The 23,691-nt window shown below is 43.1% G+C and carries 24 protein-coding genes, 1 tRNA gene and 4 pseudogenes; 2 read left to right on the forward strand and 27 right to left on the reverse strand.

Annotation, left to right across the window (positions count from 1 at the left end):
* Positions 1–112 precede the first annotated feature (112 nt).
* From PG862_RS02515 to PG862_RS02625, 24 genes and pseudogenes are all read right to left on the reverse strand, one after another.
* Positions 113–334 carry a calreticulin gene (locus PG862_RS02515; RefSeq protein WP_227589456.1) on the reverse strand — a complete coding sequence of 74 codons (222 nt, stop codon included), beginning with the start codon at positions 332–334 and terminating at the stop codon, positions 113–115.
* A gap of 120 nt (positions 335–454) precedes the next feature.
* Positions 455–1,516 carry an FUSC family protein gene (locus PG862_RS02520; protein WP_270706372.1) on the reverse strand — a complete coding sequence of 354 codons (1,062 nt, stop codon included), beginning with the start codon at positions 1,514–1,516 and terminating at the stop codon, positions 455–457.
* 31 nt (positions 1,517–1,547) lie between these two features.
* Complete coding sequence (locus PG862_RS02525) at positions 1,548–2,591, reverse strand: HAMP domain-containing sensor histidine kinase (RefSeq protein WP_270706374.1); 1,044 nt, start codon at positions 2,589–2,591, stop codon at positions 1,548–1,550.
* Positions 2,591–3,262 (reverse strand): response regulator transcription factor, encoded by a 672-nt coding sequence (locus PG862_RS02530; RefSeq protein ID WP_107000933.1) that lies wholly within the window; start codon positions 3,260–3,262, stop codon positions 2,591–2,593. Before PG862_RS02530 ends, PG862_RS02525 begins: the two co-directional genes overlap by 1 nt.
* Before the next feature lie 18 nt (positions 3,263–3,280).
* Positions 3,281–4,714, reverse strand: coding sequence for a phospholipase D family protein (locus PG862_RS02535; protein ID WP_270706375.1), 1,434 nt, complete (start codon positions 4,712–4,714; stop codon positions 3,281–3,283).
* A 116-nt stretch (positions 4,715–4,830) separates the two neighbouring features.
* Positions 4,831–5,103 (reverse strand): annotated as a pseudogene (locus tag PG862_RS02540) (antirestriction protein ArdA); the annotation flags it as partial.
* 573 nt (positions 5,104–5,676) lie between these two features.
* Entirely contained in the window at positions 5,677–5,835 is a 159-nt protein-coding gene (locus PG862_RS02545; RefSeq protein WP_107000935.1) for a rubredoxin, read from the reverse strand.
* A 90-nt stretch (positions 5,836–5,925) separates the two neighbouring features.
* Entirely contained in the window at positions 5,926–6,300 is a 375-nt protein-coding gene (locus PG862_RS02550; RefSeq protein WP_107000936.1) for a desulfoferrodoxin family protein, read from the reverse strand.
* A gap of 27 nt (positions 6,301–6,327) precedes the next feature.
* Entirely contained in the window at positions 6,328–6,660 is a 333-nt protein-coding gene (locus PG862_RS02555) for a Rossmann-fold NAD(P)-binding domain-containing protein (protein WP_366469736.1), read from the reverse strand.
* Positions 6,644–7,315 (reverse strand): rubrerythrin, encoded by a 672-nt coding sequence (rbr, locus tag PG862_RS14450; protein WP_333489801.1) that lies wholly within the window; start codon positions 7,313–7,315, stop codon positions 6,644–6,646. The genes PG862_RS02555 and rbr overlap by 17 nt, the downstream gene beginning before the upstream one ends.
* Before the next feature lie 57 nt (positions 7,316–7,372).
* Positions 7,373–7,825: pseudogene (locus PG862_RS14455) on the reverse strand (flavin reductase family protein); the annotation flags it as partial.
* Positions 7,818–8,225: a Fur family transcriptional regulator gene (locus tag PG862_RS02565; protein WP_107000938.1), complete on the reverse strand. Its 408-nt coding sequence runs from the start codon at positions 8,223–8,225 to the stop codon at positions 7,818–7,820. The pseudogene PG862_RS14455 and the gene PG862_RS02565, both read right to left, overlap by 8 nt.
* 127 nt (positions 8,226–8,352) lie before the next feature.
* Positions 8,353–9,102 (reverse strand): peroxide stress protein YaaA, encoded by a 750-nt coding sequence (yaaA, locus tag PG862_RS02570; protein ID WP_118538627.1) that lies wholly within the window; start codon positions 9,100–9,102, stop codon positions 8,353–8,355.
* Positions 9,102–9,557, reverse strand: a complete 456-nt coding sequence (bcp, locus tag PG862_RS02575; RefSeq protein ID WP_118651459.1) for a thioredoxin-dependent thiol peroxidase — start codon at positions 9,555–9,557, stop codon at positions 9,102–9,104. The genes yaaA and bcp overlap by 1 nt, the downstream gene beginning before the upstream one ends.
* A gap of 3 nt (positions 9,558–9,560) precedes the next feature.
* Entirely contained in the window at positions 9,561–9,770 is a 210-nt protein-coding gene (locus tag PG862_RS02580) for a DUF6219 family protein (RefSeq protein ID WP_015516636.1), read from the reverse strand.
* A gap of 264 nt (positions 9,771–10,034) precedes the next feature.
* A pseudogene (locus PG862_RS02585) lies at positions 10,035–10,337 on the reverse strand (NifB/NifX family molybdenum-iron cluster-binding protein); the annotation flags it as partial.
* Positions 10,331–10,726, reverse strand: a pseudogene (locus tag PG862_RS02590) (ParA family protein); the annotation flags it as partial. The pseudogenes PG862_RS02585 and PG862_RS02590, both read right to left, overlap by 7 nt.
* An 18-nt stretch (positions 10,727–10,744) precedes the next feature.
* Entirely contained in the window at positions 10,745–11,608 is an 864-nt protein-coding gene (locus PG862_RS02595) for a ParB/RepB/Spo0J family partition protein (protein ID WP_270706378.1), read from the reverse strand.
* A gap of 314 nt (positions 11,609–11,922) precedes the next feature.
* Positions 11,923–11,994, reverse strand: a tRNA-Arg gene (locus PG862_RS02600).
* 385 nt (positions 11,995–12,379) lie between these two features.
* Positions 12,380–13,258 (reverse strand): DUF3881 family protein, encoded by an 879-nt coding sequence (locus PG862_RS02605; protein WP_022359164.1) that lies wholly within the window; start codon positions 13,256–13,258, stop codon positions 12,380–12,382.
* A 74-nt stretch (positions 13,259–13,332) separates the two neighbouring features.
* The gene (locus PG862_RS02610) at positions 13,333–13,836 is read right to left on the reverse strand and encodes a DUF4446 family protein (RefSeq protein ID WP_107000950.1); all 504 of its coding nucleotides are present in this window, start codon (positions 13,834–13,836) and stop codon (positions 13,333–13,335) included.
* Positions 13,837–13,887: 51 nt separating this feature from the next.
* Positions 13,888–15,063, reverse strand: coding sequence for a ParB/RepB/Spo0J family partition protein (locus PG862_RS02615; protein WP_270706380.1), 1,176 nt, complete (start codon positions 15,061–15,063; stop codon positions 13,888–13,890).
* Positions 15,064–15,139: 76 nt separating this feature from the next.
* Positions 15,140–15,910: a ParA family protein gene (locus PG862_RS02620; protein ID WP_107000951.1), complete on the reverse strand. Its 771-nt coding sequence runs from the start codon at positions 15,908–15,910 to the stop codon at positions 15,140–15,142.
* 158 nt (positions 15,911–16,068) lie between these two features.
* Positions 16,069–16,608: an HD domain-containing protein gene (locus tag PG862_RS02625; protein WP_270706382.1), complete on the reverse strand. Its 540-nt coding sequence runs from the start codon at positions 16,606–16,608 to the stop codon at positions 16,069–16,071.
* Between the two features lie 294 nt (positions 16,609–16,902).
* Here PG862_RS02625 and PG862_RS02630 point away from each other — a divergent pair, with 294 nt between their 5' ends.
* Complete coding sequence (locus tag PG862_RS02630) at positions 16,903–17,106, forward strand: hypothetical protein (RefSeq protein WP_118493307.1); 204 nt, start codon at positions 16,903–16,905, stop codon at positions 17,104–17,106.
* 219 nt (positions 17,107–17,325) lie between these two features.
* Positions 17,326–18,276, forward strand: coding sequence for an alpha/beta fold hydrolase (locus tag PG862_RS02635; protein ID WP_117796780.1), 951 nt, complete (start codon positions 17,326–17,328; stop codon positions 18,274–18,276).
* A gap of 676 nt (positions 18,277–18,952) precedes the next feature.
* Here PG862_RS02635 and rsmG read toward each other — a convergent pair.
* The 3 genes from rsmG to mnmE form a co-directional block, all read right to left on the reverse strand.
* Complete coding sequence (gene rsmG / locus PG862_RS02640; protein WP_117796777.1) at positions 18,953–19,720, reverse strand: 16S rRNA (guanine(527)-N(7))-methyltransferase RsmG; 768 nt, start codon at positions 19,718–19,720, stop codon at positions 18,953–18,955.
* Positions 19,721–19,980: 260 nt separating this feature from the next.
* Positions 19,981–21,888, reverse strand: a complete 1,908-nt coding sequence (gene mnmG, locus PG862_RS02645) for a tRNA uridine-5-carboxymethylaminomethyl(34) synthesis enzyme MnmG (RefSeq protein ID WP_118493311.1) — start codon at positions 21,886–21,888, stop codon at positions 19,981–19,983.
* A gap of 358 nt (positions 21,889–22,246) precedes the next feature.
* Positions 22,247–23,626: a tRNA uridine-5-carboxymethylaminomethyl(34) synthesis GTPase MnmE gene (gene mnmE / locus PG862_RS02650; protein ID WP_117796775.1), complete on the reverse strand. Its 1,380-nt coding sequence runs from the start codon at positions 23,624–23,626 to the stop codon at positions 22,247–22,249.
* Between the last annotated feature and the right edge of the window lie 65 nt (positions 23,627–23,691).

Consider the following 23,691-nt stretch of genomic DNA (forward strand, 5'->3'; position numbering starts at 1 on the left):
TAATAGTATATGCAAGATGTCGCTTTCAAAAACATAAAATTTTTTATTTTTTGAAAGTGGAAATTATGTAAAGGCACTCCGAAGGCTGCCCCAGGCATCAAGCCTATCCTGTTTACACAGGTTCATTATCATCTTCATCGACGGAGCTATCTGCATCATCGTTCTCAAACTCCGGATCGTACCCATAGTCCTCGTCATCGTCCACATAATCAGCATCCGGATCAGGCTTTGCCGCTTCCTGTTCCTTCTTCTTTTCCTGGACTTTCTTAAATACGAAGAATACCTTTGTGTTAAAATGAAGGAAGATAGGCAGGTATAAAAAAAGATCTGTCACCCTTAGGATTCTTCCCAAAGCCAACAGATCTTAAATTTTCCCTTACATCTTCATACTCTTCGCCAGACTCGTCAGCAAAGCTACCATTTCCGGATTAACCCTTTTTCTTTCCATCCCACGTTATTCTGCATCTACGGTTACCACGTTTCCTTTTTTTGACATAAGCCAATAAAACACAGCACAAAATATTAATGCAAATACAACGCCAAAAACATTCTGAATCACTCTAAGACCAACTGCTCCTTTTAGTCCATAACTCTCTGTAGCAATGGCCAAAGCACCAAATGTGTTAAATACTGCCTGCCAGCCATATTTTGCAGAAAGTCCTACACCGATTCCACCAAGAATTCCTATATATGCATAGATTGACGAAGGAAGCAGAAAATATAATACTGTAAAACATATAACACCTGCAATATTTCCGACAATTCTTTTACGGACTCTGTAGTGCATATCTTCCATAAACGGCAAAATCGCGGACATGGCCGCAATACCAGCCCACATTGCACGTGGCATATTACAAAGTTCTGCAATGCAAAGGACAATCGGTACGCATAAAATCTGACATATCTGCCATTTTGTTCTGGAAGAAGTGATATCAAATTCTTGTATCAGATCTTTCAGATTTCTTTTATAAGTTCTGTTTTTATGATTTCGATAAAATACGAAGCAGGTAAGTGCTGCACCTAAAGCCATTCCGACTAATCGCACCTGATAGCTTTTTCCCGTAACATCATAACCATATAGCAGCAGATACCCAAGAACCAATGTAGATTGATTAAACATGAATGGATTATGGCATCCGAACAGAATCAACACAGCCAGTGCCGCAATATTTAACAGCATTCCCAATACCGGTGAAAACTGATTTGCTAAATGCGGACATACAGTCATAATTACAAAAAACAAAGCCAAAAGCATCGTAGATTGTCCGGTGTGGATCCCCAGATCCGCATTCCGAAATACCATAAGGCATAATAAAACTACTACACCCACAATACTATTCTCATTTCCAAATAAGATACTGAAAATAGTAACAAATAAAAAACAAAATGCCATTGTAACAGCTATCTTCACCAGATATACCCACATATGATATAATTTTTCTTTTAGTGTTTCACTCTTTTTCAACAGGTTTTTAGAACCTGCCTGATTTAACTGCAACTCCTGATAAAATGTCATGTAATTCCTCCTCTATCTGTTTTTCTTAAACTTATATGGCCTCATTTTTCTGTATTGGAAGCTCTACAACAAATCTGCATCCACCATATTCACGGTTTTCTGCTTTGATTGTTCCTCCGGCACTATCTACAATCCGTTTTACAAGTGCAAGACCTAGGCCATTTCCTTCTGCTTTATGAGATCCATCTACCTGATAGAACTTGTCAAATATTCTGGATTTTACATCATCCTCTATTCCTGGTCCTTCATCTTCCAGAATGAACTTAACAGAATCCTGTTCTTGTTTCAGAAACATCGTAATTGTCCCCTTTGAAGGGCTGAACTTAATCGCATTATCCAAAAGATTTATCCAGATATGCATAAAAAGTCCTTCATTCCCAGTATATTTAACTTCCTCCAATTCTACCTGAAAACCAATTTCTTTTTCTGTCCATTTTGTCTCCAGGGAAAGAAATGCCTGACGGATCTGTTCATCCAAACGATATTCTGTTTTTTTCATTGGTATGTTCTGATTCTCTAACTTGGATAACAGCAAAATATTACCAACCAATCCAGAAAGTCTTTGGGTGTTAAATAAGATTTTTTCTACATATTCCTCTTGATCCGGAGACAGTTCTTCTCCCTGAAGCAGCATTGTATATCCTTCAATGGCATTGATCGGGGTCTTAAACTCATGAGAAACATTGGAGACAAAATCCATCTGCAGTACTTCTGTTGCACGAAGCTCTTTTGTCATCACATTAAAACTCTGGTAAGATTCTCCAACTTCTGCGATACGGCTGTTCGTTTCCAAGTGCTGTTCAAAATCTCCCTGCGAAACTTCCTTCATTGCTTTACTGAGTCTGGTAATTGGTTCCAGCAACCTTGCATTGATAAAGGAAGTGATCAGCCCTGCAATCAATGTATTGAAAATCAAAAGCCAGCCAAGCACAGGTATGCTACCAGGCAGATTAAAAAAATGATTCAAAAAAGCAAATAATAACGCAGATATGACTGTTGAAAATACAAGTGCCAGCCAGATTGCACCAGTCAGACAAGATCGGATCCGCAATCCTTTTTCTTTCTTTTGTTCCATTATTTTTTCACCACCTTGTATCCAATTCCACGCATTGTTACGATTTCAAAATCCGGGTTATCTTTCAAACGCTCCCTGATTCTTCCTATATGTACCTCTATCGTATGTGGGTCTGCCTCCGTCTCGTATCCCCATACTTCATCCATCAACTGTTGTTTTGTAAATGTTCTACCTGGCGAAGCTGCAAGCTTATATAAAAGCAGGAATTCTTTTTTAGGCAAAACAAGACTTTCCTTATCAGTTGTAACCGTCATTGCATCATAATCAAACTCTGTTGAACCGATCACAATTTTGTGTTCATTCAGTATCTGTGCACGGCGAAGCAGTGCTCCGACTCTTAAAACCATTTCATTCACATTTACCGGTTTTACCATATAATCGTCACTTCCCGAAAGAAATCCCTGGCGCATATCATCAAAGGAACCTTTCGCAGTGATCATAAGTACCGGTATCTGATATCCTGCTGAACGGAGTTTCGACACCAGTTCATAACCATCCATAACCGGCATCATAATATCGGAAATGATCAGATCAATATACTCTTTATCCAATATTTCTAATGCCAGTGCTCCATCTGATGCACTTTTGACCTGATATCCATTCTTCTCAAGCACTTTTTGGAATAGCTGGCTTAATTCTTTATCATCTTCTACAATTAATATTTGAAACACGATCTTCTTCCTCCTTTATCAGAACAGATATCTTGCCCATCCAAGCAGATGCTGTACCAAAAGTACGTTTCTCTGACGCTTCTTTGTCAATTCAATTGGCTCTACATGATACGGATCACGATAGGTTCCATCTTCCAATACCTGTCGGGACACTCTTTCATATTCCATCATGCCTTCTTCCAACTGTTTATTAATCTCTTTGCTACGTATTACAAGCATCAGTTCCGTATCCAGATACGTGCTTCTCATATCCATGTTAAAGGAACCGATTACGGATAGATCATCATCAATCAGGATGCTTTTTCCGTGGTAAGAATAGCCGCCTTCATACTCCCAGATATCAATTCCTGTATTTAAAATTCTGTTTCTGTTTCTCGCATAATCAGCAGAACCAAACGGATTTCCATTGTTGGCAACCGAATTGGTCATGATAGAAAAATCCGGAACTCTCTCCGCAATCTCTTCCCATGTATTATACATCATATCATTGCAGATAATATATGGTGTATGAATTTTCACGCGCTCTTTTGCATTTTTCATTAGTTCTCCCAGTTGATACCAGACTACGGGTTCCTTGGGACCTGTGTGGATAGGATTTGACACTAATGCAATCTTTTCTGTCTCAAAAGTTTCGTCCGTGTAATCGGTATCGCAGATTCTTTCCTTATTCTCTTCAAAATATTTCTGATAGCCGTTCTGCAGCTCTAAAACTGCGTTCTTTACAGATTTTCTATTTGCCAGTTTTTTATTGTCATGAAAATAACCACTGTCTTCTTGTTCCCATATCGTTTCAAAATACTCTGACAACTGGTTAACTGAATTTTCTTTCTCAGGTTCATCGCAAACCACTAACACGTCTCTGTCATAGTTCTTATGTCCCGGAAAATCACCCAGGAAATAATTGTATGTATTTCTTCCCCCAAGAATATATCTCTTTCCATCTGCAATCAAATATTTATCATGCATTCTACCCATCATTTTCCACGGTTTCAACGGATTGGCCTTATTATACAGTTTAATTTCAACATTCTCATGGGAAGATAATCCATAGAAATACGGATTTCCTTCCATATCAATCCAGCTCTCCATTCCATCTACTAACAGACGAACATGTACACCTCTGTCTGCCGCATCATGCAGTGCTCCTAAAATCAATTTTCCACTTTCATCGGATTGAAATGCAAAAGTAGAAAGAATAATTTCCTTTTTTGCATTCTTGATCAAACGCACTCTTTGTAAAAGCGCTTCTGGATTCTTTTCTATGATTACTGCCCGTTCTGTATTTTCACTGCATTCGTTCCATGACCCATTTTTTGTTTCTTTTTTGGTTGTATTGGACACTTCCGGCTGCTTTTTATATGCAACGCAGATTCCGAGCAATTCATAAAAAGCCACACATAAAAAAATTGCCAGTATAACAAGAAGGATTTTACATATTTTATGCTTTTTCATTGTACAGCACCTGATTCCTTTTTATTTCATACTTATACAATACAAAGTCAATCTCAATTTAACCTCAACAAAATTTATTTTTCATAAAAAAATATGACCGGCTTATTTTTAAAGAAAGCCAGATAATTGAGTTCATCCAGACTTTCGTATTCTCCCAGCATTTCATACAGCCCATCGACATAACAGTCATAATCACTTATGAACCATTCTTCATAAGGATTACCAAAGTCATCTTTTGAACCGATTCCAATTCGTTCAAATACTTTTTTCAGATCTTCTGATGTGGTAGGAAACTTTACCCATTCGCCTACCAACTCCCCTTCGTTATATTTTCCGAGATTCGTGATGTAAGCTTCAAATGGGCAATCGTGGCCATATTCATATGCCATGCTATTTCCTCCTGTTTCATTTTTCAGGTCATCACCCGGTTTTCGGCATCAAAAAAAGCGCCATACTCATCACCATTCCGGCAATGAGCAGACGCTTTATATTTTGTCCGTATTCTTTTGCAAAAGAGAAACAAATGAAATGTAAGTTTGTAGCTCATGTCTCATTTGTCTATGATAATATTAGCACAGGTCAATTCTGAAAAAAAGAGGTAGAATGGTAGCAAAAGGATAGCAATTGGTAACAACATGGGAGTAATACGGAAACATGCTGCACATTCCCCTATCCTCTATCCGCAGACTCTACACATATAACCATAATCTGTTCATCTTGATCTTCTATCTCATCATTATGATGTTCTATAAATTCATCAAGTTTGTGTATAAATTTCAGATGTTGAACTTTCTGTGTAAATAACTTCTTATAATTAATAGATTCCATATACTGCTCTTCATCAGTAAAGTGTTTTACTGTATAATCACGAAGATTTTCCAATATTATGTCAATTCTATCATATTTATTCCATTATAATATTCTGGTTTCATTTCATACATCCATTAGTCCTGCTTTCATTTTTATTCAGCCTTTGAAAACTGGTCTTTGCCTACAAAACATAACGGACATTCAAAATCTTCCGGAATATCCTCCCACTTTGTACCAGGTGCAATACCACCTTCTGGATATCCCTTCTCCTCATCGTATTCCCATCCGCAAACATCACATACATATTTCATTTGTTGTTCCTCCTTGTAAATACATTAATACACAGCCTATATTACGGTTATATTTGTGTTGTTCTTAAATCTTAATATGTATAAATGCTTTTAGCATTTCCATAATCCATGCAGGTTACAATATGCATATACTTCTTCTACCTGTTCACCATCGCAAAGACAAAAATCTGCTATCGGCTCCTGCCCTGGATTTAACTGTTTTCTGTATATTCCCTGATTGGTATTTAATGTAATCCACTCAATGAAATGTTCTTCAAGCATTGGATGTTTTGTCTCTCCGACCACGACATGAACATAATTGCCTTCCACTGTATATACAGGCACGTGCTTCTCAACAGCCGCATCTGTCACACCGGCTTTTAATTCCTGCATAGGTTCTCCGCAACAAATTACAGGAACACCTTTATCCTTTACCTTTTCAACAATGTTTCCACAATGCTTACATATATAATACTTTACTTCCATGCTTTTATCTCCTTCCATGTGTATAATTTATAGTTCAATCGTCTCTATAATCTTTTTCAAAGAATCTGCAGATTTCTTAAGCTTTAATGCTTCCTCACCACTTAAATTAATAGGTATATTAGACTCAATACCATCAACACCTACAATAACTGGCATACTTAACGATACTCCGTCAATATCATATACGCCATGAATTATGTGCGATACCGGAAGTATTGATTTTTCATTTCTCATAATTACTTCACAGATTCTTTTTACAGACATTGCCATTCCATAATATGTAGCGTGCTTTTTATTTATTATTTCATAAGCACTGTTCTTGACTGCTAATAATCTTATCTCCTTAATAATTCTCTTCATGTACTTCAAAATAGCTTTGTGGATGGTTACATACCGGACATACCTCAGGAGCCTTTGTTCCTACCACAATATGTCCGCAGTTACGGCATTCCCATACCTTAACTTCGCTCTTTTCAAATACCTGTGCAGTTTCAATATTCTTAAGAAGTGCACGATATCTTTCCTCATGGTGCTTCTCAATCTCACCTACTGCCCTGAATTTTGCTGCAAGCTCAGGGAATCCTTCTTCCTCAGCTGTTTTAGCAAAGCCGTCATACATATCTGTCCACTCATAATTTTCGCCTTCTGCCGCTGCCGCCAGGTTTTCCTTTGTATCACCAATTCCTGCTAATTCCTTGAACCACATCTTTGCATGTTCTTTCTCATTATCTGCAGTCTTTAAAAACAATGCTGACATCTGCTCGTAACCTTCCTTTTTCGCTACAGAAGCAAAATAGGTATACTTATTTCTTGCCTGTGATTCCCCCGCAAATGCCTCCTGTAAATTCTTCTCTGTCTGTGTTCCTACATATTTGTTTTCTGCCATCTCTTTTACCTCCGTTTTCTTTACTACTTTTTCAAAATCTGATGCCGGGTGCTTGCACAAAGGACATATAAAGTCATCCGGTAATTCCTCGCCTACATATTCATATCCGCAAATTCTGCAACGCCATATTGTCTGACTGTCCTCTGTTTTTCCAACCTCCTGTGGCTTAGGCTTAATGTTATTCTGATAATAATCATATGTTACTGAAGGAACATTGCTTAAAACTTCCATATCGGTTATCTCACCGATAAACATCGTATGTGAACCTAAGTCCTCTGTTTTAGTAACTGTCACAGAAATGTATGCATTTGTACCTTCTGTAATATAATAAATACCATTCGTGCCCCTGGCACACTGCTCAAATGCTTCAAACTTATTGGTATCTCTTCCTGATTGGAAGCCAAAATGTTTGAACAATTCAAATTGTGCCTTCTGACTTAAGACTGATACAGTAAATTTTCCGGTTCTTTGAATCATATCATGCGTATAATTTGCCTTATTTACACAGATACTTAACTGGTTTGGTTCCGAAGCTGCCTGAATGGCTGTATTAATGATGCATCCGTTATCTTTTTCTGCTTCTTTAGCGGTCAATATAAACAGTCCATAACTCAACTTATACATTGCTTTCCTATCCATGCTGTTCCTCCTTTACCTTCTCCCTGCATTTCGGGCAAATGCCTTTAAATGAAATATCGTAATCCACAAATTCAATTCCATGAGTGTTATGAATTCTTTCCAGCAAATCCGGTATTTGATCCATATCCACATCAAAAATTTCACCGCACTTTATACATCTTACATGGTAATGATTTTTCAATGTAAAATCAAATCGGTTCGGTCCATTCGGAACTTCAACCTTTCTTAATGCACCTTCCTCTACCAATATATCAAGATTTCTATATACAGTTCCTTTTCCAATTGATGGATATGCTTCTTTTATAAATTCATACACTTCAATTGCCGTAACGTGTCTTCTCATTTCGTATACGGTATTTCTTACGAGATCTTTTTGAATGGTATTTCTCCTACTTGTCATCCGTCCTCCTTATTAGGATTAGTTCTTAATAAGGATTATATACCACTATCATCCTGTTGTCAATAAAAATAGTAATGATTCTCATTATTATAAAAGGTGCTAAACTGAGCATCTTTTACCTGAATAACTATTTTATTTTGCGTTCAAATACATATTCTGAATCTGAAGATAAATCAGACCTAAACGAATATCCGAGTCTGTCAAATTTCTGAATCTCCACCGGATTTTCAATATTATTTTCCGCTATGAATCTGACCATTTCACCACGAGCCATTTTGGCATATGTACCTTTTGTTACCATTTTATCTCCAGACATTTCGCAGAATGTAATCGTAATATATCTGTCCTTCGATGTCAGGTACTTTTCTATACATTTTGAGTATTCTTTTGATGCCAAATTAATGATAATCCTGCTATCATCGATCACAGAGCGGTATAACAAGTCTTCCCAAAACTCATACAGATTTTTTGCATCTCCAATGTCTGCTTTTGCCTGCATTTCAAGACGATAAGGCGTCACTCCGTCCATCGGTTTCAGAACCCCATAAAATGCAGATAATATTCTTAAATGATTTTGCAGATACTCAAACTGCTGGATTTCAAACACAGATGGTGCCATATATTGAAATGCAATCCCTTCATATGCTAAAACAGCCGGAGTAAGTCTGTTATAAAGATCCATATTTTCCAATCTGTGAAAGTTCTGCTCTGCAATCTTGTCATTACATTTCCAGATAGCTTTCAGTTCCTCTTTTGATTTGCTTTTCATCCAGCTCAATATCTCTGCTGTCTTATCAATAAAGGCAGGCAGTTCAACCGGTGCTATGTTATCTGTATCTACAATCATCTTTTTTGCAGGTGACAATATAATCTTCATCAATTTAATTCCTTAAGCATATTTTCAGGATCATCTGCCGCCTTGACTTTATCATTTGCCTTTCTAATGATTCCCTGCTCGTCAATAAGATATGTGGTTCTTACCACACCCATAGAAACCTTGCCATAGTTTTTCTTTTCTTTCCAGACATCATATGCTTCGATCACCTTACGCTCCGGATCTGCCAAAAGTGTAAATGCCAATCCATATTTTTCCTCAAATTTCTTGTGAGAGGCTACAGAATCCTTACTGACTCCAAGGATCACCGCACCTTTCTCGGTGAATTGTGGATAACGCTCAGAAAAGCCACATGCCTGCTTCGTACATCCTGGTGTATTATCCTTTGGATAAAAATATAAAATTATTTTTTTACCTAAATAATCACTTAATTTATGCACTTCTCCGTTCTGATCCGGCAATTCAAAATCCGGTGCTTTTGTTCCTATCTCTAACATTTACTATTCCTCCGCTTTTGTATTTTCCACCTGTTTTCTTGTTCTTTTATTACCTGAAATCATTTTATGACCAGAATAGACTGCCATAATCATGCATATCAGAGAGCCAAATGCAAAGTATTTGTGTGCTGCTTTTAACCCTTTATATCCTGTATAAAAAGTTCCAACCATTGTAACTATTGCTCCGATTGACCAATATTTATGTGCTTTCATTTTATACCTCCAAATTGATTAAGCTGTTTCCAAAATAAATATCTCTGGATCATTAACAATATTATACCTTCCATTCATCACTTTCTACAAGTAAGAAAAGAAAAATACTCAATCCATGTAGAGATCGATGTAGCATTCACAGTTTTTAACCGCCTTATTGAAAATGTAATCTGCCATCTTATCAAATAATACAAAAGGATGTATCACGATAATTCTCCCATTACCTTGACGCATCCTTTCGTATTGTATTTTTTTCTATTCTTCTTAATGACAGCTATGGTTTCCACATCCATGTTCACCACATGTATGTCCCTCTCCGTGGCTGTGCTCATGGTGAGAACACTTAACATCTGGATTATAATCAAGTGTATCATTGATAAAAGCTTCTACTGCTTTATCTGCATCTCCTGAAACTCCGCCAAAAAGCTTAATGCCTGCTGCCGCTAACGCAGTCTGGGCACCTCCTCCTATTCCGCCGCAGATCAAAACATCGGCATTTAATGCATTAAGAACTCCTGCCAATGCACCATGTCCGCTTCCATTCGTATCTACTACTTCTGAATACAATCTATAATGATAAAATCATAAAATTCCCTTAATCTCTCAATAAGTGACCTCATAATCAGTTCCCTGCTCATTGCGTTTACCAAAGATACCTCAATCGCTGATAATTCTATATTGGCCGGTATCAGATCCACACCTTCCTTATGATGAAGGATTGTTTTTTCCATGTTCAGTTTTTCATCATTCACAATATTTAGCATCAGCGTTGCAAGAGAATACTCCATTTCATCCGGTTCCTCATACCCTAAACTAATTGTGAGACTGCCCTGCGGATCTGCATCTATCAGAAGAACCTTTTTCCCTTCCTGTGCCAGTCCGATTCCTAAATTCACGCACGATACCGTCTTTCCAACTCCACCTTTTTGATTTGATACTGCTATGACCTTACACATATTCTGTTCCTCCTTTCCTTAAATCCAGTTACTGTTTCTCCATGATTTCAATATTTCTAATATCTCTCTTCGCATCTGTTCTGATGTATAAGTTGATGGGAAGAAACGGTATAACTGCTCATTTTTAAATATCACCCTATCAGTTTCTTTCTGCTTAACCTCTCCAAGAATCCCTTCTATTTCTGCTTCTGTCAGCCATCCGGATTCACTCAGTTTTTTCATCCGGATGGCTTGTGAAAGTGATGGTGTGCATTGGGTAGAATCAATTGCATTCATTATTTCCTGCTGTTCTTTCTTTTTTAAGTAGGACAACTGTACTGCTGGGGTAAATCCCATTGTTCCATCATCCACTTTATCCAACAATGCCGGTATCAATTCTGTTATTTTGATATAACGCTGCACCTGCTTCGCACTGTCACCACAAAGTTCTCCGATTACGTCAATACTCCTCTTTCCTGTATTGTGGTCAACTTGACTACAATTCTTTCTGCCTGCCTTTTTTTTGATGGCATCATATTTCATCTTATAGGCATAGGCCTTTTCACTTGGTGTAATTTGCTCTCTCTGCAAATTGGAATCGACCATGATCACTACTGCTTCATCATCCTGCAACATACAAATGATTACCGGAATTTTCTTATATCCCAGCTTCTCAGCCGCATATTTTCTTCTGTGGCCAGAAATAATTTCGTAGTAGCCTTCAATCTTTGGACGAACAATCAATGGATTCAGTACACCATACTTTTTTATGCTGTCCTGCAGCTCAATCATCTGACTGTCTCCGATCACTTTAAATGGATGATTTGAAAATGCTCTTAACCGTTCCATTTCAATCTCAACAACTTTTTCATCCGGATCTCTTACATCCGTTTTTTTATCCATAAGCTATCCTCCTCTAAAATATCTGTAACGAAAAAATCCGCCCAGAATAGATTCTTAATCTAATCTGAGCGGATAGATCCGTCAGGCCTGTTTTGTTCAGGCAAGAAAACCATATTTACATTCATTGACACCCCAATCCTTATCCTACGCTGTAGTTATCTCCGTTCGGTACCAGGATTGAATTATTGCATTGGTGCCCGTTAAGAAATTTCGGTGCTCAATATCTGCGTTTAAGTGTTCTCTCGGTGCTCACGAGCACCGGAAAAAAGAAAAAGCAGCAATGAACTTTTACGATCATTGCTGCAAAAAATGCACGTTCCCAGGGGGAATCGAACCCTCAACTAGTGCTTAGGAGGCGCTTGTTATATCCATTTAACTATGGGAACAAATGCCGTATTTTCGGGCTTTTTCAGCCTTTTCGGTCACGGCGACCAACTTTATGAACTCAATCACTTTCGTGATGAATTATCTCTTTCTTATCTCTTCTGATTTTTCAGATTTCGCTTCCTTAAGTGATCCTCAAACGCTACCCTTTTTCTTCAAAAAGGTTCCGCCATGGTTCTACCTTAGGAGGCGAACGCTCTATCCTACTGAGCTACAGAGATTTATATGTTTCACGTGAAACATATATCGTATTTTCATACTGCATTTTATTATAATTCATTTTCATGTGTTCCGCAACTATTTTCTCTTCCTGCCTGCTCCGTATGTAATTTCTGTGTAACTGTTCACGGGTAGGCACTTTGGGAAGCGACGATTTTTTATAGGCATTTACGCAAAATGAGCCGTTCCCATCATCCATATTTTTCCTTTAAACCGACGTCCCGGAAGCGGTTCTCCAAGCAGGTCCATCTTATTGATACCCACGCGGAAATACAGATCGTTGCATTCCACCTTGAGATCATAGATTTCCTCGCCGGTAAACCGGTTTTTCTTACATATAACCTCTTTGATCTCGCCTAAAATCGAATACTGATCGCACTCGATCCCGCTTGGCATAAAAGTTGTATCGACGATCGAATAAATATCCTCTCTCGTCGCCCGGCGCGATGCCATCGAATAGAGATCCAGATCCTCGATTGTTAAGGACTCCATCGCATCCTCGTCGCCATTTTTTGCCGCTTCCAAAAGTTCATCCCGGTTTTTCGCCGCCACTTTGGCTTTTTCAATCTGCAGCGCCGTCTTTTTGATCGGAAGAAGCACCTTGCCCCGATTAGCAAATCCTGCCAGGCTGACCGAAGTCACCTGTAAGCGCTCGCGCTCTTTCCGGTAACACTCCCTGTATTCGATCGGATTCAAGAGATAAAAGATCAGCGAAAGCCCTACCTTATACTCATCCAGAAGCCCCGCATAGGTTTCCTTCTCCGTATGACGCTGAATGGAACATTCTGCCCGCGAGGTTACCTCCTCGTTCAGGATATAGGGATAATAATACTCTATCTCCATCTCATCCTGCTCATTCAGCTCCCCATACATCGCCACGCCGATCCCCGGCGCAACTTCTGTCTTGATCTCATATAATTCGGTCTCCCTGTCAAGCTGAAGACAGCTGGAGGTTCCCGCCTCTCTCGCCAGACAGCGAAGCAGGGCACGGATGTCCTTCTTCTTCTGATACATACTAAATCCGGCAGCTCGCAAAAAACGATGCATATTGACTCCTTCTAACTACAATCCGCAGCTGCTGCCAACACATACAGCCGCCTCATTTCTATCCTTTATTTTCCTTACTTATACCCAAGCGCACGCTCCAGTGCTTCCTTCTCTTCACTTCCTAAAAGCACCTCGGTCTTGCCCTCTACGACATCCTTCAGATACAGGTAACAGCCTTCACGGCTGTGAACAGAATTCAGCACAAATCCCGTGTTGTTATCATCCAGCATGGCAATGACAAAACTCAGATTGCCGCCCATGCCCTTAAACGCATTGTACTTGACAATACCGGTTTTCTGGTATCCAGCCTGCGCCTTGGAGACAACCGAATCCACCAGGCGTTTTGTATCTCCGTCCTTTGCCCGCAGATACTCGGTCTCATCCACCAGTTCCATGATCGTGTCTTCGAGCGTCTCCGCATCTTTTCCCCGCATAAACATATCATATCTGCGATACAACTTCCTATACTGCGAAAAACAGATGACGGACGCAATAAATGATATGAGTGTCAGGATCGCCAGAACGATCACGATAACCCCCGGATCGATGCCAATCCCGCTAAAAATACTGCTCTCCATCTTTCATTCCTCATTTCCCATCATCCGTCCCCTGGGACGAATTTTGTGTGATTACTGTCTTAATGACTCCAAAAGCTCAATCAGACGTTCCAGTTCCGCTGATGAATAGTATTCGATCTCGATTCTGCCTTTATTCTTATCCTTGCGGTTGATCGAAACCTTCGTTCCCATAACTCCTTTCAGCTTCTCTTCCACATCCTTGAAAAAGACCTCCATATCGCGTTCCGGCTCTGCTTTCTTTTTCGCCTTTTTCGGCTTCAAAAGCTCTTTCACCAGACGCTCGACCTCGCGGACGCTCAAATGATTTTCTACTGTTTTAAGCGCCAACTGGTACTGTTTTTCACCATCTTCCAGCGAAAGAAGCGCTCTTGCATGACCTCCGGTAAGCCGGTCCTGAATCAGCATCTCCTGCACTCTCTCATCCAGTTTCAAAAGACGCATGCTGTTCGTGATCGTCGCACGGTTCTTCGCTACGCGCTCTGCCACGTCCTCCTGACGCAGCCCAAACTCCTGAATCAGCATCTGGTAGGCTTTCGCCTCCTCAATCGGATTTAAATCTGCACGCTGTACATTCTCGATCAGGGCGATCTCCATCGTCTGCTGTCTCGTATACTCGCGCACGATCACCGGGACTTCCCGAAATCCTGCCAGTTTGGCAGCTCTCCACCGGCGCTCTCCGGCAATCAGCTCATAACGATCGCCCTTTTTCTGAACCAGAAGCGGCTGCAGCACGCCGTAACGGCGGATGGATTCTGCCAGCTCTCCGAGCTGTTCTTCATCAAACATCTTACGCGGCTGGCTGACATTTGGCTCAATCTCCGAAATATTTAGAAATTTCTCTTTTTCCACCTCAACGATCTTTACGACCGGCTCCGCTTTTGCCGTCTGTGTCTTCGATTTTGCCGCCGTCTCCCCGGCTGTGCGGGTTTTTCCTTCTGTCGTCGTCTTTCCGGATGCCTTTGCAACTCCCACACGGCTGCCTTTTCCCACTGTTTTCGCAGCTGTCTTTCCGGCAGACGCCGATTTTTTCTGTTTTTTAGATCCCGGAAGCACCATATCCAGCTCTTCCAGGCTCTTTTTCTCTATCTCCTGTTCCGTCTCACGAACGGAAGTCTTTTTTCCGGCTTCATCCGATGGCTTTGCGCTGCTTTTTCCCGCTTCTGCATTCTCGTAATCATTTCCAAAAAAAGCTCCCAATCCTCTGCCAAGCCCCGTTCTCTTTGACATTTCCTTCCTCCTCACGAACCTCCCGACGCCCCGGCAGGCATCCTTTCTGAATTTCACTTCACCGTTATTTTCCTGCCTACAGCTCTTCTCCCCGGCTGATCACCTCTGCTGCCAGCAGACGGTAGCTCTCTGCACCGGTCGAACGGCTGTCGTACAGGTTGATCGGCATTCCGTGGCTCGGCGCCTCCGCCAGTCGCACATTTCTCGGTATGATCGTCTTGTAAATCCGCTCATTTAAGTTCTGTTTTACATTCTCTACGACCTGCAGGGAGAGATTCGTTCTCGCATCATACATGGTAAATACCACACCCTCCAGCTCCAGCGACGGATTCATCTTTTTCCGGACCAGACCGATCGTCCGGAGTACCTGGCTCAGTCCTTCCAGCGCATAATATTCGCACTGGATTGGCACCAGCACCGTATCTGCCGCTACCAGCGCATTGATCGTCAAAAGACTCAGCGACGGCGGGCAGTCGATGATAATAAAATCATATTGATCGCGGATTGTCTCCAGATAACCGTTTAACACCGACTCTTTATTTTCCACATCCAGAAGTTCAATCTCAGCTCCTGCCAGATTCGAATCCGAAGGAAGAACATCCAGATTTTCCTGAACATCGCGCATCAGGCAGTCCTCCAGTGTGCAGTCGCCCAAAAGCAGCTCATAGACTGTATCTTCAATCTGTTCTTTTTCCAATCCCAAACCAGTGGTTGCATTTCCCTGCGGATCAAAATCGATCGTCAGAACCCTCTGTCCCGCCTCTGCCAGGCATGCCGACAGGTTGATCGCCGTTGTCGTTTTTCCTACGCCGCCCTTCTGATTTGCAATCGCAATCGTTCGTCCCATACCGTATTCCTTCCATTTCCTCGGTTTTATCTCACATGAAAGACAGGAAAAAGCCTCCCCGCAGGCATCCGCACAGCGATTTCCAGCTTTTTCCCGTTCTTGTCTTGCCTAATAGTATAACACACTTAAAACTCATTTCCTACTTTTTTAGAAAAATTTCATTTAAAATGTTTCACGTGAAACATCGGCTCCACCGTCTCCCCCAGAGCACACCATTTATCTGCCAGACACACAATCCACGCCTCGCGGCACTGCGGCGGCACCGGTATCAGCGGAAACATATGACGTGCGATGATATTTTTTTCCCTCCAATTTAAATGGTAATCTCTCTGTGCATTTCCAAGCGCTGTTTTCGGGTGACGGAAGCCGTGCAGGCGGTGCGAGGAATCCTTCTGATGCCAGTCATACAAAAAATAATCGTGCAGCAGTGCCCCTCTCACAAGTGATTTTGGTTCCAAGCGAATCTGCCACCGTTCTATCATCCAAAGGCTTGTGTAGGCAACATTGAGGCTGTGGCGGTAAATGGATGTCGTACCATGCTGCATCGCCAGCTTCTCCTCGTCTAAGCGCCCTTCCTGCTTCAGTTCGCGTATCGTTTCCGCCAGCAGCCGCTGCCTGCCCGCCGACAACTGAAAAGATTTCTCTGTCTTCCGTTCCATACGATGCCGAAAGCATAACTTATTTTCCTTCTTTATCATATCGCGCATTTCTTTCCCCATCGATTGATTTTTTGATACGTGAACATTATAATGAATTTAATATCGATTTTCAATGAAATTTTGTTTACATAAAATGGCATGTTTATAACTGTTCACAGGTAGAAATTTTCCAAACTGAAAATCCCGAACGCTACAGTTCTGGTTGCAGATTTTTCCGATTTGAAATGCGAAGCATCGGCAAAATCCCGTTACTTGGGCACACATCTGTGAACAGATATTCTGTGAAAAATACGCTGGAAATAGCTGAACTGGAATACAGGAAAATATGATATAATGAGCGCAAGTGAGCCAGAAAGCTGCTTGCAGATTTATGGCGAACGGAGAATGGCGATCACGATAGCTGCGTCAGCAGCGGTAAGCATCGAAGATGCGAATCGTGATATAATGAGCGCAGAAGAAAAGAATGCGGCTGCGAAGCAGACATATTCTTTTCTTGCGCCATTAAGGAACGAACAGCCATGCGAAGCAGGGCGGTAGAGCGCGATAGCGCGGGTTCGTGAGTGGACGGGTGAGAATACGTTCATATGATATATATGAACACTTAGCGATGCATTTTCGATCCTAGTGCGAGTCATACCTAAATACTTAATGAAGCCAAGCCAAAGGCGATAGCTGAATTTAGTATTTATGGTATAATAGAATTACTTGATGAGATATTTTCAAGTTTAATTTTTCGATTCAAAAGGAGCTTTCTATATGAACACAAAAAACAAGATCATGACCTGCCTGATGCTGTCCGCCGGCGGCGCAGTTTCACTGGCACTTTTAAATAAATATATTCAATTTTCTGCCACCTCCCGCGGTCTGACCCGGGAAGAGAATTCTCTCTGCTACAAATGGCGGCTGGGAAATATCTACTATACAAAATGCGGTTCCGGCAAACCGCTTCTGTTGATTCACGATCTGCACTTTGCATCGAGCGGCTATGAGTGGGAATCCATCCGCGAACAGCTCAGCCACTCCTACACCGTCTACACGCTCGACCTTCTCGGCTGCGGACGTTCCGAGAAGCCGAACCTGACCTACACAAATTACCTGTTTGTCCAGCTGATCTGTGATTTTATCAAATCTGAGATCGGACATCGGACCAACATTCTCTCCACCGGTGATTCAGCGGCACTGTCTATCATGGCGTGCAGCAACTCTCCAGAACTGTTTGATCAGATCATGCTCATCAACCCGAGCAGCCTTACCGACTGTTGTCAGCTTCCGGGTAAAAATGCCAAGCTTTATAAGCTTCTTCTGGATCTCCCGCTGGCTGGAACGCTCATTTACCACATTGCGTGCAGCCGCTCTATGATCGAAGAGGCATTCCGCACCAAATATTTTTACAATCCGTATACCGTAAAACCGGTTCAGATCGACCGCAGCCACGAAGCCGCACATCTCGGTGAATGTCCGAAAGCGATCTTCTCCAGTATTGAATGCCGCTATACCAAGTGCAATATTTCCAATGCTCTCAGGAAGATCGACAACAGCATCTTCATCATCGGCGGTTCCGAGGAACCGATGATCGAGGCGACGATTCAGGATTACAAGATTTATAATTCCGCAATCGAGTCCTCTATCATTCCGAAGACCAAACATCTGCCGCAGTTAGAACAGCCGGATGCCGTGATGGATGCGATCCATATGTTTTTTTCTTAAAAAAGGATAATGAGTATGCATACCGCGGAGCGTTTTTTTCGTCATAGGACGAAGCTTATTACTGTTCACGCATACGTGCCCAGTGACGGAATTTGCCGCATTTAAATACGGCAAATTCCTGCTGCCACCACGTTTTCTTACGACACTTTCGGTTCCAACAGTGCCTACCCGCGAACAGTTACTCTCTCTTTCCCACATCTCCATAAAAAATGCTTTTTCATACTCATACCATGATGCAGATACCATCTTTCCAGTATCTTTCATATTCACAGCGTCATCCTTCCGTGCGCCCTGTTTGTTTCTTCTTGATAGGAACGATCCCAATGTTTCATCCAGGTCCCGCCGCACTATCTATATACAAACAAAACCCCCGGAATGCTCCTCTTTATTCTACATTATTCCCACTCGATCTCCTCGGCTTTCGCACAAAAAACTATATTCTGTAACGAAAACTCAAATTTTATAAATTTTCCCTATTATCTTCAGCTCTGCCATCACCTCTACCTGCTTCTCCAGATTTCCTCTGTCATATGCCTGATACGGCTTCTGGAACACAATCTTCCAGGACAAATATTCAGTCATACATTTTTGTTTAAACCCCGCCTATATAAAAAAGAAAGACTGCATACCCTACGTGTTCCATATACAGTCTTTCTCTATCTACCTTTTGATTGCTTTATTTCAGCGGCTCCCGCGACGGCGTTCCCGCTTTTCTCGGATACTTTTTTCCCGTCCTCTCTGTCTTATGAATCCGGACCAGGTTACGCTCATCCTCATTGGCAAGGTGGAAGGAAATCACATCCTCCAGCTCGCCGCCCAGCTTGCGGATCGCACCTTTTCCCGTCTTCATCTCTTCCTCCAGTTTGCCTGATTTGTACGGTACAAACCAGCCTCCCACCTTGACAAATGGCAGGCAGTATTCCGACAGCGTGGACAGATTTGCCACCGCGCGTGAAACGCAGAAATCAAATGTTTCACGTGAAACATTATCATGTGCCGCATCCTCCGCCCGTCCGTGAACCGCCTGAATTTTTTCCAGTTCCAATGCCTGAATTACCTCGTTCAGAAAGTTGATCCGCTTATTTAAAGAATCGAGAAGCGTGACCTTTAAATTTGGAAATGCAATCTTTAACGGGATACCCGGAAATCCAGCTCCCGTTCCAACATCGATCAACGTATACTCTTTCTCTGCCAGATCCGGCACCGCTTTCACAAGTGCCAGACTATCCGAAAAATGTTTGGTCACAACTTCCTTCTGTTCCGTGATCGCTGTCAGATTCACCATCGTATTCCAATGAATCAACAGTTCATAATAATCGTAGAACTGCTTGATCTGGTGTTCATTTAACGCGACGCCCATCTCCTGCGCTTCTTTCTGAAGCTGCCCGGTAAAGTCTGCCGGAGGCAGAACCACACCGCTTTCTACTTTATTTTCTTCTGCCATAAATATATCCTTTATGATATGTTCTATTTTTTCTCAGGTTCTTATCTATCTTACATTTTGAGTTGCTGCAATGCGTTTACCTGTTTCCATGCAGTCTCTGACTCGTTACTGTTCACGCATACGTGCCCAGTAACGGAATTTGCCGTGGCTTCGCATTTAAATACGGCAAATTCCTCCTGCCACCAGGTTTTCTTACGGCACTTTCGGTTCCAAAAGTGCCTGCCCGTGTACAGTAACTCTGAATCCGCTCGTTTCTATATTTACAGTTCTTTCTTCTCTTCCCCATGCCCCGCATGGCGGCTCTGCTCTAAGTGTACCAGCAGCACCGAAATATCCGCCGGTGACACGCCCGCGATTCGGGATGCCTGACCGATATTTGCCGGTTTATAGAGATTTAACTTCTGTACTGCCTCACGGCGCAGACTTCCGACCGTGGAATAGTCGAAGTTTTCATCCAGCTTCCGGCTCTCCATCTTCTTGAACTGTGCAACCTGCTGCAGCTGGCGGCGGATATAGCCGTCATACTTGATGTTGATGTTGATCTGCTCGATCACATCTTCCGGAAGTTCCGGACGGTTCGGATCCAGCTCTGCCAGTGCTTCATAGCTTAACTCCGGACGGCGTACCAGCTCTGCCAGCGTTGCCGCGGTCTTGAGCGGGGTGCTTCCGTGGCGCTCTAAAAATTCCTGCACTTCTTTTCCAGCGCCAATGTTGATCTTCTCCAGACGCTTTGCCTCTTCCTCGATCATTTTTTCTTTCCAGAGGACACGCTCATACATCGCATCACTGACCAGTCCAATCTCATGCCCGATCGGGGAAAGACGCAGATCCGCATTGTCCTGACGCAAAAGCAGGCGGTATTCCGCACGCGACGTCATCATCCGGTACGGTTCATGGTTTTCTTTGGTAACCAGATCGTCGATCAAGACACCGATATATGCCTGGGAACGGTCGAGGATGATCGGTTCTTTTCCCAGCACTTCGCGCGCCGCATTGACACCCGCCATAAAGCCCTGTACCGCCGCTTCCTCATAACCGGAGCTTCCGTTAAACTGACCGCCGCTGAACAATCCCCGGATCGCCTTAAATTCCAGCGATGCCTTTAACTGGCGTGCATTGATACAATCGTACTCAATCGCATATGCATTTCGAACAATTTTGACATTTTCAAGTCCCGGTACGGTACGGTACATCGCGTACTGCACATCCTCCGGCAGGGAACTGGACATACCGCCCAGATACATTTCATTCGTATAAATTCCCTCCGGCTCGACAAAAACCTGATGACGGTTCTTATCTGGAAATTTTACCACCTTATCCTCGATCGATGGACAGTAACGCGGACCTGTTCCCTCGATCGCGCCCGAAAAGAGGGGCGATCGATCCAGGTTGTTGCGGATGATCTCATGTGTTTTCTCATTGGTATAGGTCAGCCAGCAGGACACCTGCTCCTTCTGCACCGACTCCGGATCGGTGGAAAAAGAAAATGGCACAACCCTCTCATCGCCGAACTGCTCTTCCATCTTAGAAAAATCGATGCTGCGCTTATCGACACGCGCCGGTGTGCCCGTCTTGAAACGGAACATCTCGATTCCCAGCTTTTTCAGGGAATCTGTCAGATGGTTTGCCGCCTGCAGACCATTCGGTCCGGTCGGATTGCTCACATCGCCATAGATACATCTTGCTTTCAGGTACGTTCCCGTTGCCAGCACCACCGCCTTGCAGTAATACGTCGCGCCGGAGTACGTTTTCAGTCCTTTGATCTGACCTTCTTCCACGATCAGCTCTGCCACCTCTCCCTGACGGATCGTCAGGTGATCGGTATTTTCCATGGTACGGCGCATCTGGCGGGTGTATTCCTGCTTGTCCGCCTGCGCGCGGAGCGAATGCACCGCCGGTCCCTTAGACTGGTTGAGCATCTTGGACTGTATAAAGGTTTTATCTATATTTTTTCCCATCTCGCCGCCGAGCGCATCCAGCTCGCGCACCAAGTGGCCCTTCGAGCTTCCTCCGACATTCGGGTTGCACGGCATCAGGGCGATGCTGTCCACGCTGACGGTAAACACGATCGTCTCGAGTCCCAGTCTCGCGCTTGCCAGCGCCGCCTCACAGCCGGCGTGTCCCGCCCCGACGACCGCTACATCATAATTTTCTGTTAAACAGGGCATGTTTCCTCTTTCCTCTCTATCTCTGCGTTCTATTCAAGTCGAACGTCCGTGAGACTTGGCGCGTGATTCTGGTCAGCGTAAGCTGACATATTCTTTACAGAATCACTGCGCATCCTCGCGGAGCGTTTATCTCAGTCGGAGACAAGGCTTCCACTGAGACAAATTTGCTATTACTCACCACCTGAAGAGGTGGGAGTCTTCTCGACTGAGATAAACGCTGCGGCTCATGCGCCGTATGTTTCGCAGCCGATTTTACTGCAGCTGCACATTTCAATTCGATCAAACGCCTTATATTCTTTCTTGTTTTCAGATCCACCCTATCATACCACAAGGAAAGAAACCTTGCAAAAAAATTGATCTATTTCCCCATACAAAAATGGCTGAAAATCTCATTTACCAGATCCTCTTCCAGTGATTCCCCAAGGATCGTTCCAAGATGTTCATAGGCATCCATCAGATCAATCGAGAAAAAATCCTCCGGCATCGCATTGTCGATGCTTGTCTCGACCAGACGCAGGCTTTTCAGCGCCTGCTCCATCGCCGTCTTGTGACGGACGTTTGTCAGCATGACCTGATCGTTGAAATTCAGGTTTCCCTGCAAGAACATCGTCTGAATTTTTTCCTCCAATCGATCAATTCCCTGCTGTTCCTTCGCCGATACCGGGATCACTTCCTGCCCGCACGCTTCGCGAAGCGCTTCTTCTGTGAGAACCGGTTCCAGATCTGTCTTATTTAAGAGGACGATCACCTTCCGTCCCCGGATCAAATCGAGGATCTGACGGTCATTTTCATCCAGCTTCCTTGATCCATCGACCACATACAAGATCAAATCTGCCTCATCCGCAATTTTTCTCGCCCGTTCCACGCCAATCTTTTCAACGATATCCTCCGTTTCCCGGATGCCCGCCGTATCGATCAAATTTAAACTAAGCCCGCGCAGACGGATATTTTCCTCCAGCGTATCGCGTGTCGTACCGGCGATCTCTGTCACAATCGCGCGCTCCTCTCCCAGCAGTACATTCATCAGGGACGATTTTCCTGCATTCGGCTTACCTAAGATCACGGTTTTGATCCCCTCCGTCATGATACGCCCGTTGTCAAACGTCCCGATCGACGCCTCCAGCTCCATCTCAATCGGCTGCAGCGTCTCCCGAAGGCGCTCCGGGTATCCGTCCAGAGAAATATGCTCCGGATCATCAAGTGCGGACTCAATAAAGGCAATCTCATAGATTAGTTTTTCGCGAAGTTCCCGCACTTTCCGCGACATTGAACCGCTCAACTGGCTGACCGAAGACTGCAGCGCATACTCATTTTTCGACTGGATCACATCGATCACGGCTTCCGCCTGCGAAAGATCAATTCTGCCATTTAAAAACGCCCGCTTCGTAAATTCGCCTGGTTCCGCCAGCCGTGCCCCACATTTTACCGCCAGCTCCAGAATCCGCTTCATCACCAGCACGCCTCCGTGACAGTCAATCTCTACCGTATCCTCCGCCGTATAACTGTGCGGACCGCGCATCAAAAGAAGCAGCACTTCATCGATCCGTTCCTCTCCATCCCGAATATATCCATAATGAATCGTATACGTTTTCTGCTCCGAAAGCCTCTTCCCCGCCACCGCCGGTTCAAACATCCGCTCCGCCACCGCAACAGCGTCCGAACCGCTAATCCGGATAATCCCAATCCCCGAACTCGAAAGCGCCGTCGCGATCGCGGCGATTGTATCTGTATATACCATATATATATAAATCCTTCCTTGCTTTTTATCTTCTTATTCTATACCATATGGAAGCATTTTCCCAT

It is taken from the genome of Clostridium fessum (assembly GCF_027698965.1).
GTDB lineage: Bacteria > Bacillota > Clostridia > Lachnospirales > Lachnospiraceae > Otoolea > Otoolea fessa.

Excerpts from the sequence above, each read along its gene's own strand:
- PG862_RS02520 (WP_270706372.1), bottom strand. The coding sequence starts at position 1,516 with ATGACATTTTATCAGGAGTTGCAGTTAAATCAGGCAGGTTCTAAAAAC.
- PG862_RS02525 (WP_270706374.1), bottom strand. The coding sequence starts at position 2,591 with ATGGAACAAAAGAAAGAAAAAGGATTGCGGATCCGATCTTGTCTGACT.
- PG862_RS02535 (WP_270706375.1), bottom strand. The coding sequence starts at position 4,714 with ATGAAAAAGCATAAAATATGTAAAATCCTTCTTGTTATACTGGCAATT.
- PG862_RS02545 (WP_107000935.1), bottom strand. The coding sequence starts at position 5,835 with ATGAAATATGTATGTGATGTTTGCGGATGGGAATACGATGAGGAGAAG.
- PG862_RS02550 (WP_107000936.1), bottom strand. The coding sequence starts at position 6,300 with ATGGAAGTAAAGTATTATATATGTAAGCATTGTGGAAACATTGTTGAA.
- PG862_RS02555 (WP_366469736.1), bottom strand. The coding sequence starts at position 6,660 with ATGAAGAGAATTATTAAGGAGATAAGATTATTAGCAGTCAAGAACAGT.
- PG862_RS02565 (WP_107000938.1), bottom strand. The coding sequence starts at position 8,225 with ATGACAAGTAGGAGAAATACCATTCAAAAAGATCTCGTAAGAAATACC.
- yaaA (WP_118538627.1), bottom strand. The coding sequence starts at position 9,102 with ATGAAGATTATATTGTCACCTGCAAAAAAGATGATTGTAGATACAGAT.
- bcp (WP_118651459.1), bottom strand. The coding sequence starts at position 9,557 with ATGTTAGAGATAGGAACAAAAGCACCGGATTTTGAATTGCCGGATCAG.
- PG862_RS02580 (WP_015516636.1), bottom strand. The coding sequence starts at position 9,770 with ATGAAAGCACATAAATATTGGTCAATCGGAGCAATAGTTACAATGGTT.
- PG862_RS02595 (WP_270706378.1), bottom strand. The coding sequence starts at position 11,608 with ATGGATAAAAAAACGGATGTAAGAGATCCGGATGAAAAAGTTGTTGAG.
- PG862_RS02605 (WP_022359164.1), bottom strand. The coding sequence starts at position 13,258 with ATGCATCGTTTTTTGCGAGCTGCCGGATTTAGTATGTATCAGAAGAAG.
- PG862_RS02610 (WP_107000950.1), bottom strand. The coding sequence starts at position 13,836 with ATGGAGAGCAGTATTTTTAGCGGGATTGGCATCGATCCGGGGGTTATC.
- PG862_RS02615 (WP_270706380.1), bottom strand. The coding sequence starts at position 15,063 with ATGTCAAAGAGAACGGGGCTTGGCAGAGGATTGGGAGCTTTTTTTGGA.
- PG862_RS02620 (WP_107000951.1), bottom strand. The coding sequence starts at position 15,910 with ATGGGACGAACGATTGCGATTGCAAATCAGAAGGGCGGCGTAGGAAAA.
- PG862_RS02625 (WP_270706382.1), bottom strand. The coding sequence starts at position 16,608 with ATGATAAAGAAGGAAAATAAGTTATGCTTTCGGCATCGTATGGAACGG.
- PG862_RS02630 (WP_118493307.1), top strand. The coding sequence starts at position 16,903 with ATGAGCGCAAGTGAGCCAGAAAGCTGCTTGCAGATTTATGGCGAACGG.
- PG862_RS02635 (WP_117796780.1), top strand. The coding sequence starts at position 17,326 with ATGAACACAAAAAACAAGATCATGACCTGCCTGATGCTGTCCGCCGGC.
- rsmG (WP_117796777.1), bottom strand. The coding sequence starts at position 19,720 with ATGGCAGAAGAAAATAAAGTAGAAAGCGGTGTGGTTCTGCCTCCGGCA.
- mnmG (WP_118493311.1), bottom strand. The coding sequence starts at position 21,888 with ATGCCCTGTTTAACAGAAAATTATGATGTAGCGGTCGTCGGGGCGGGA.
- mnmE (WP_117796775.1), bottom strand. The coding sequence starts at position 23,626 with ATGGTATATACAGATACAATCGCCGCGATCGCGACGGCGCTTTCGAGT.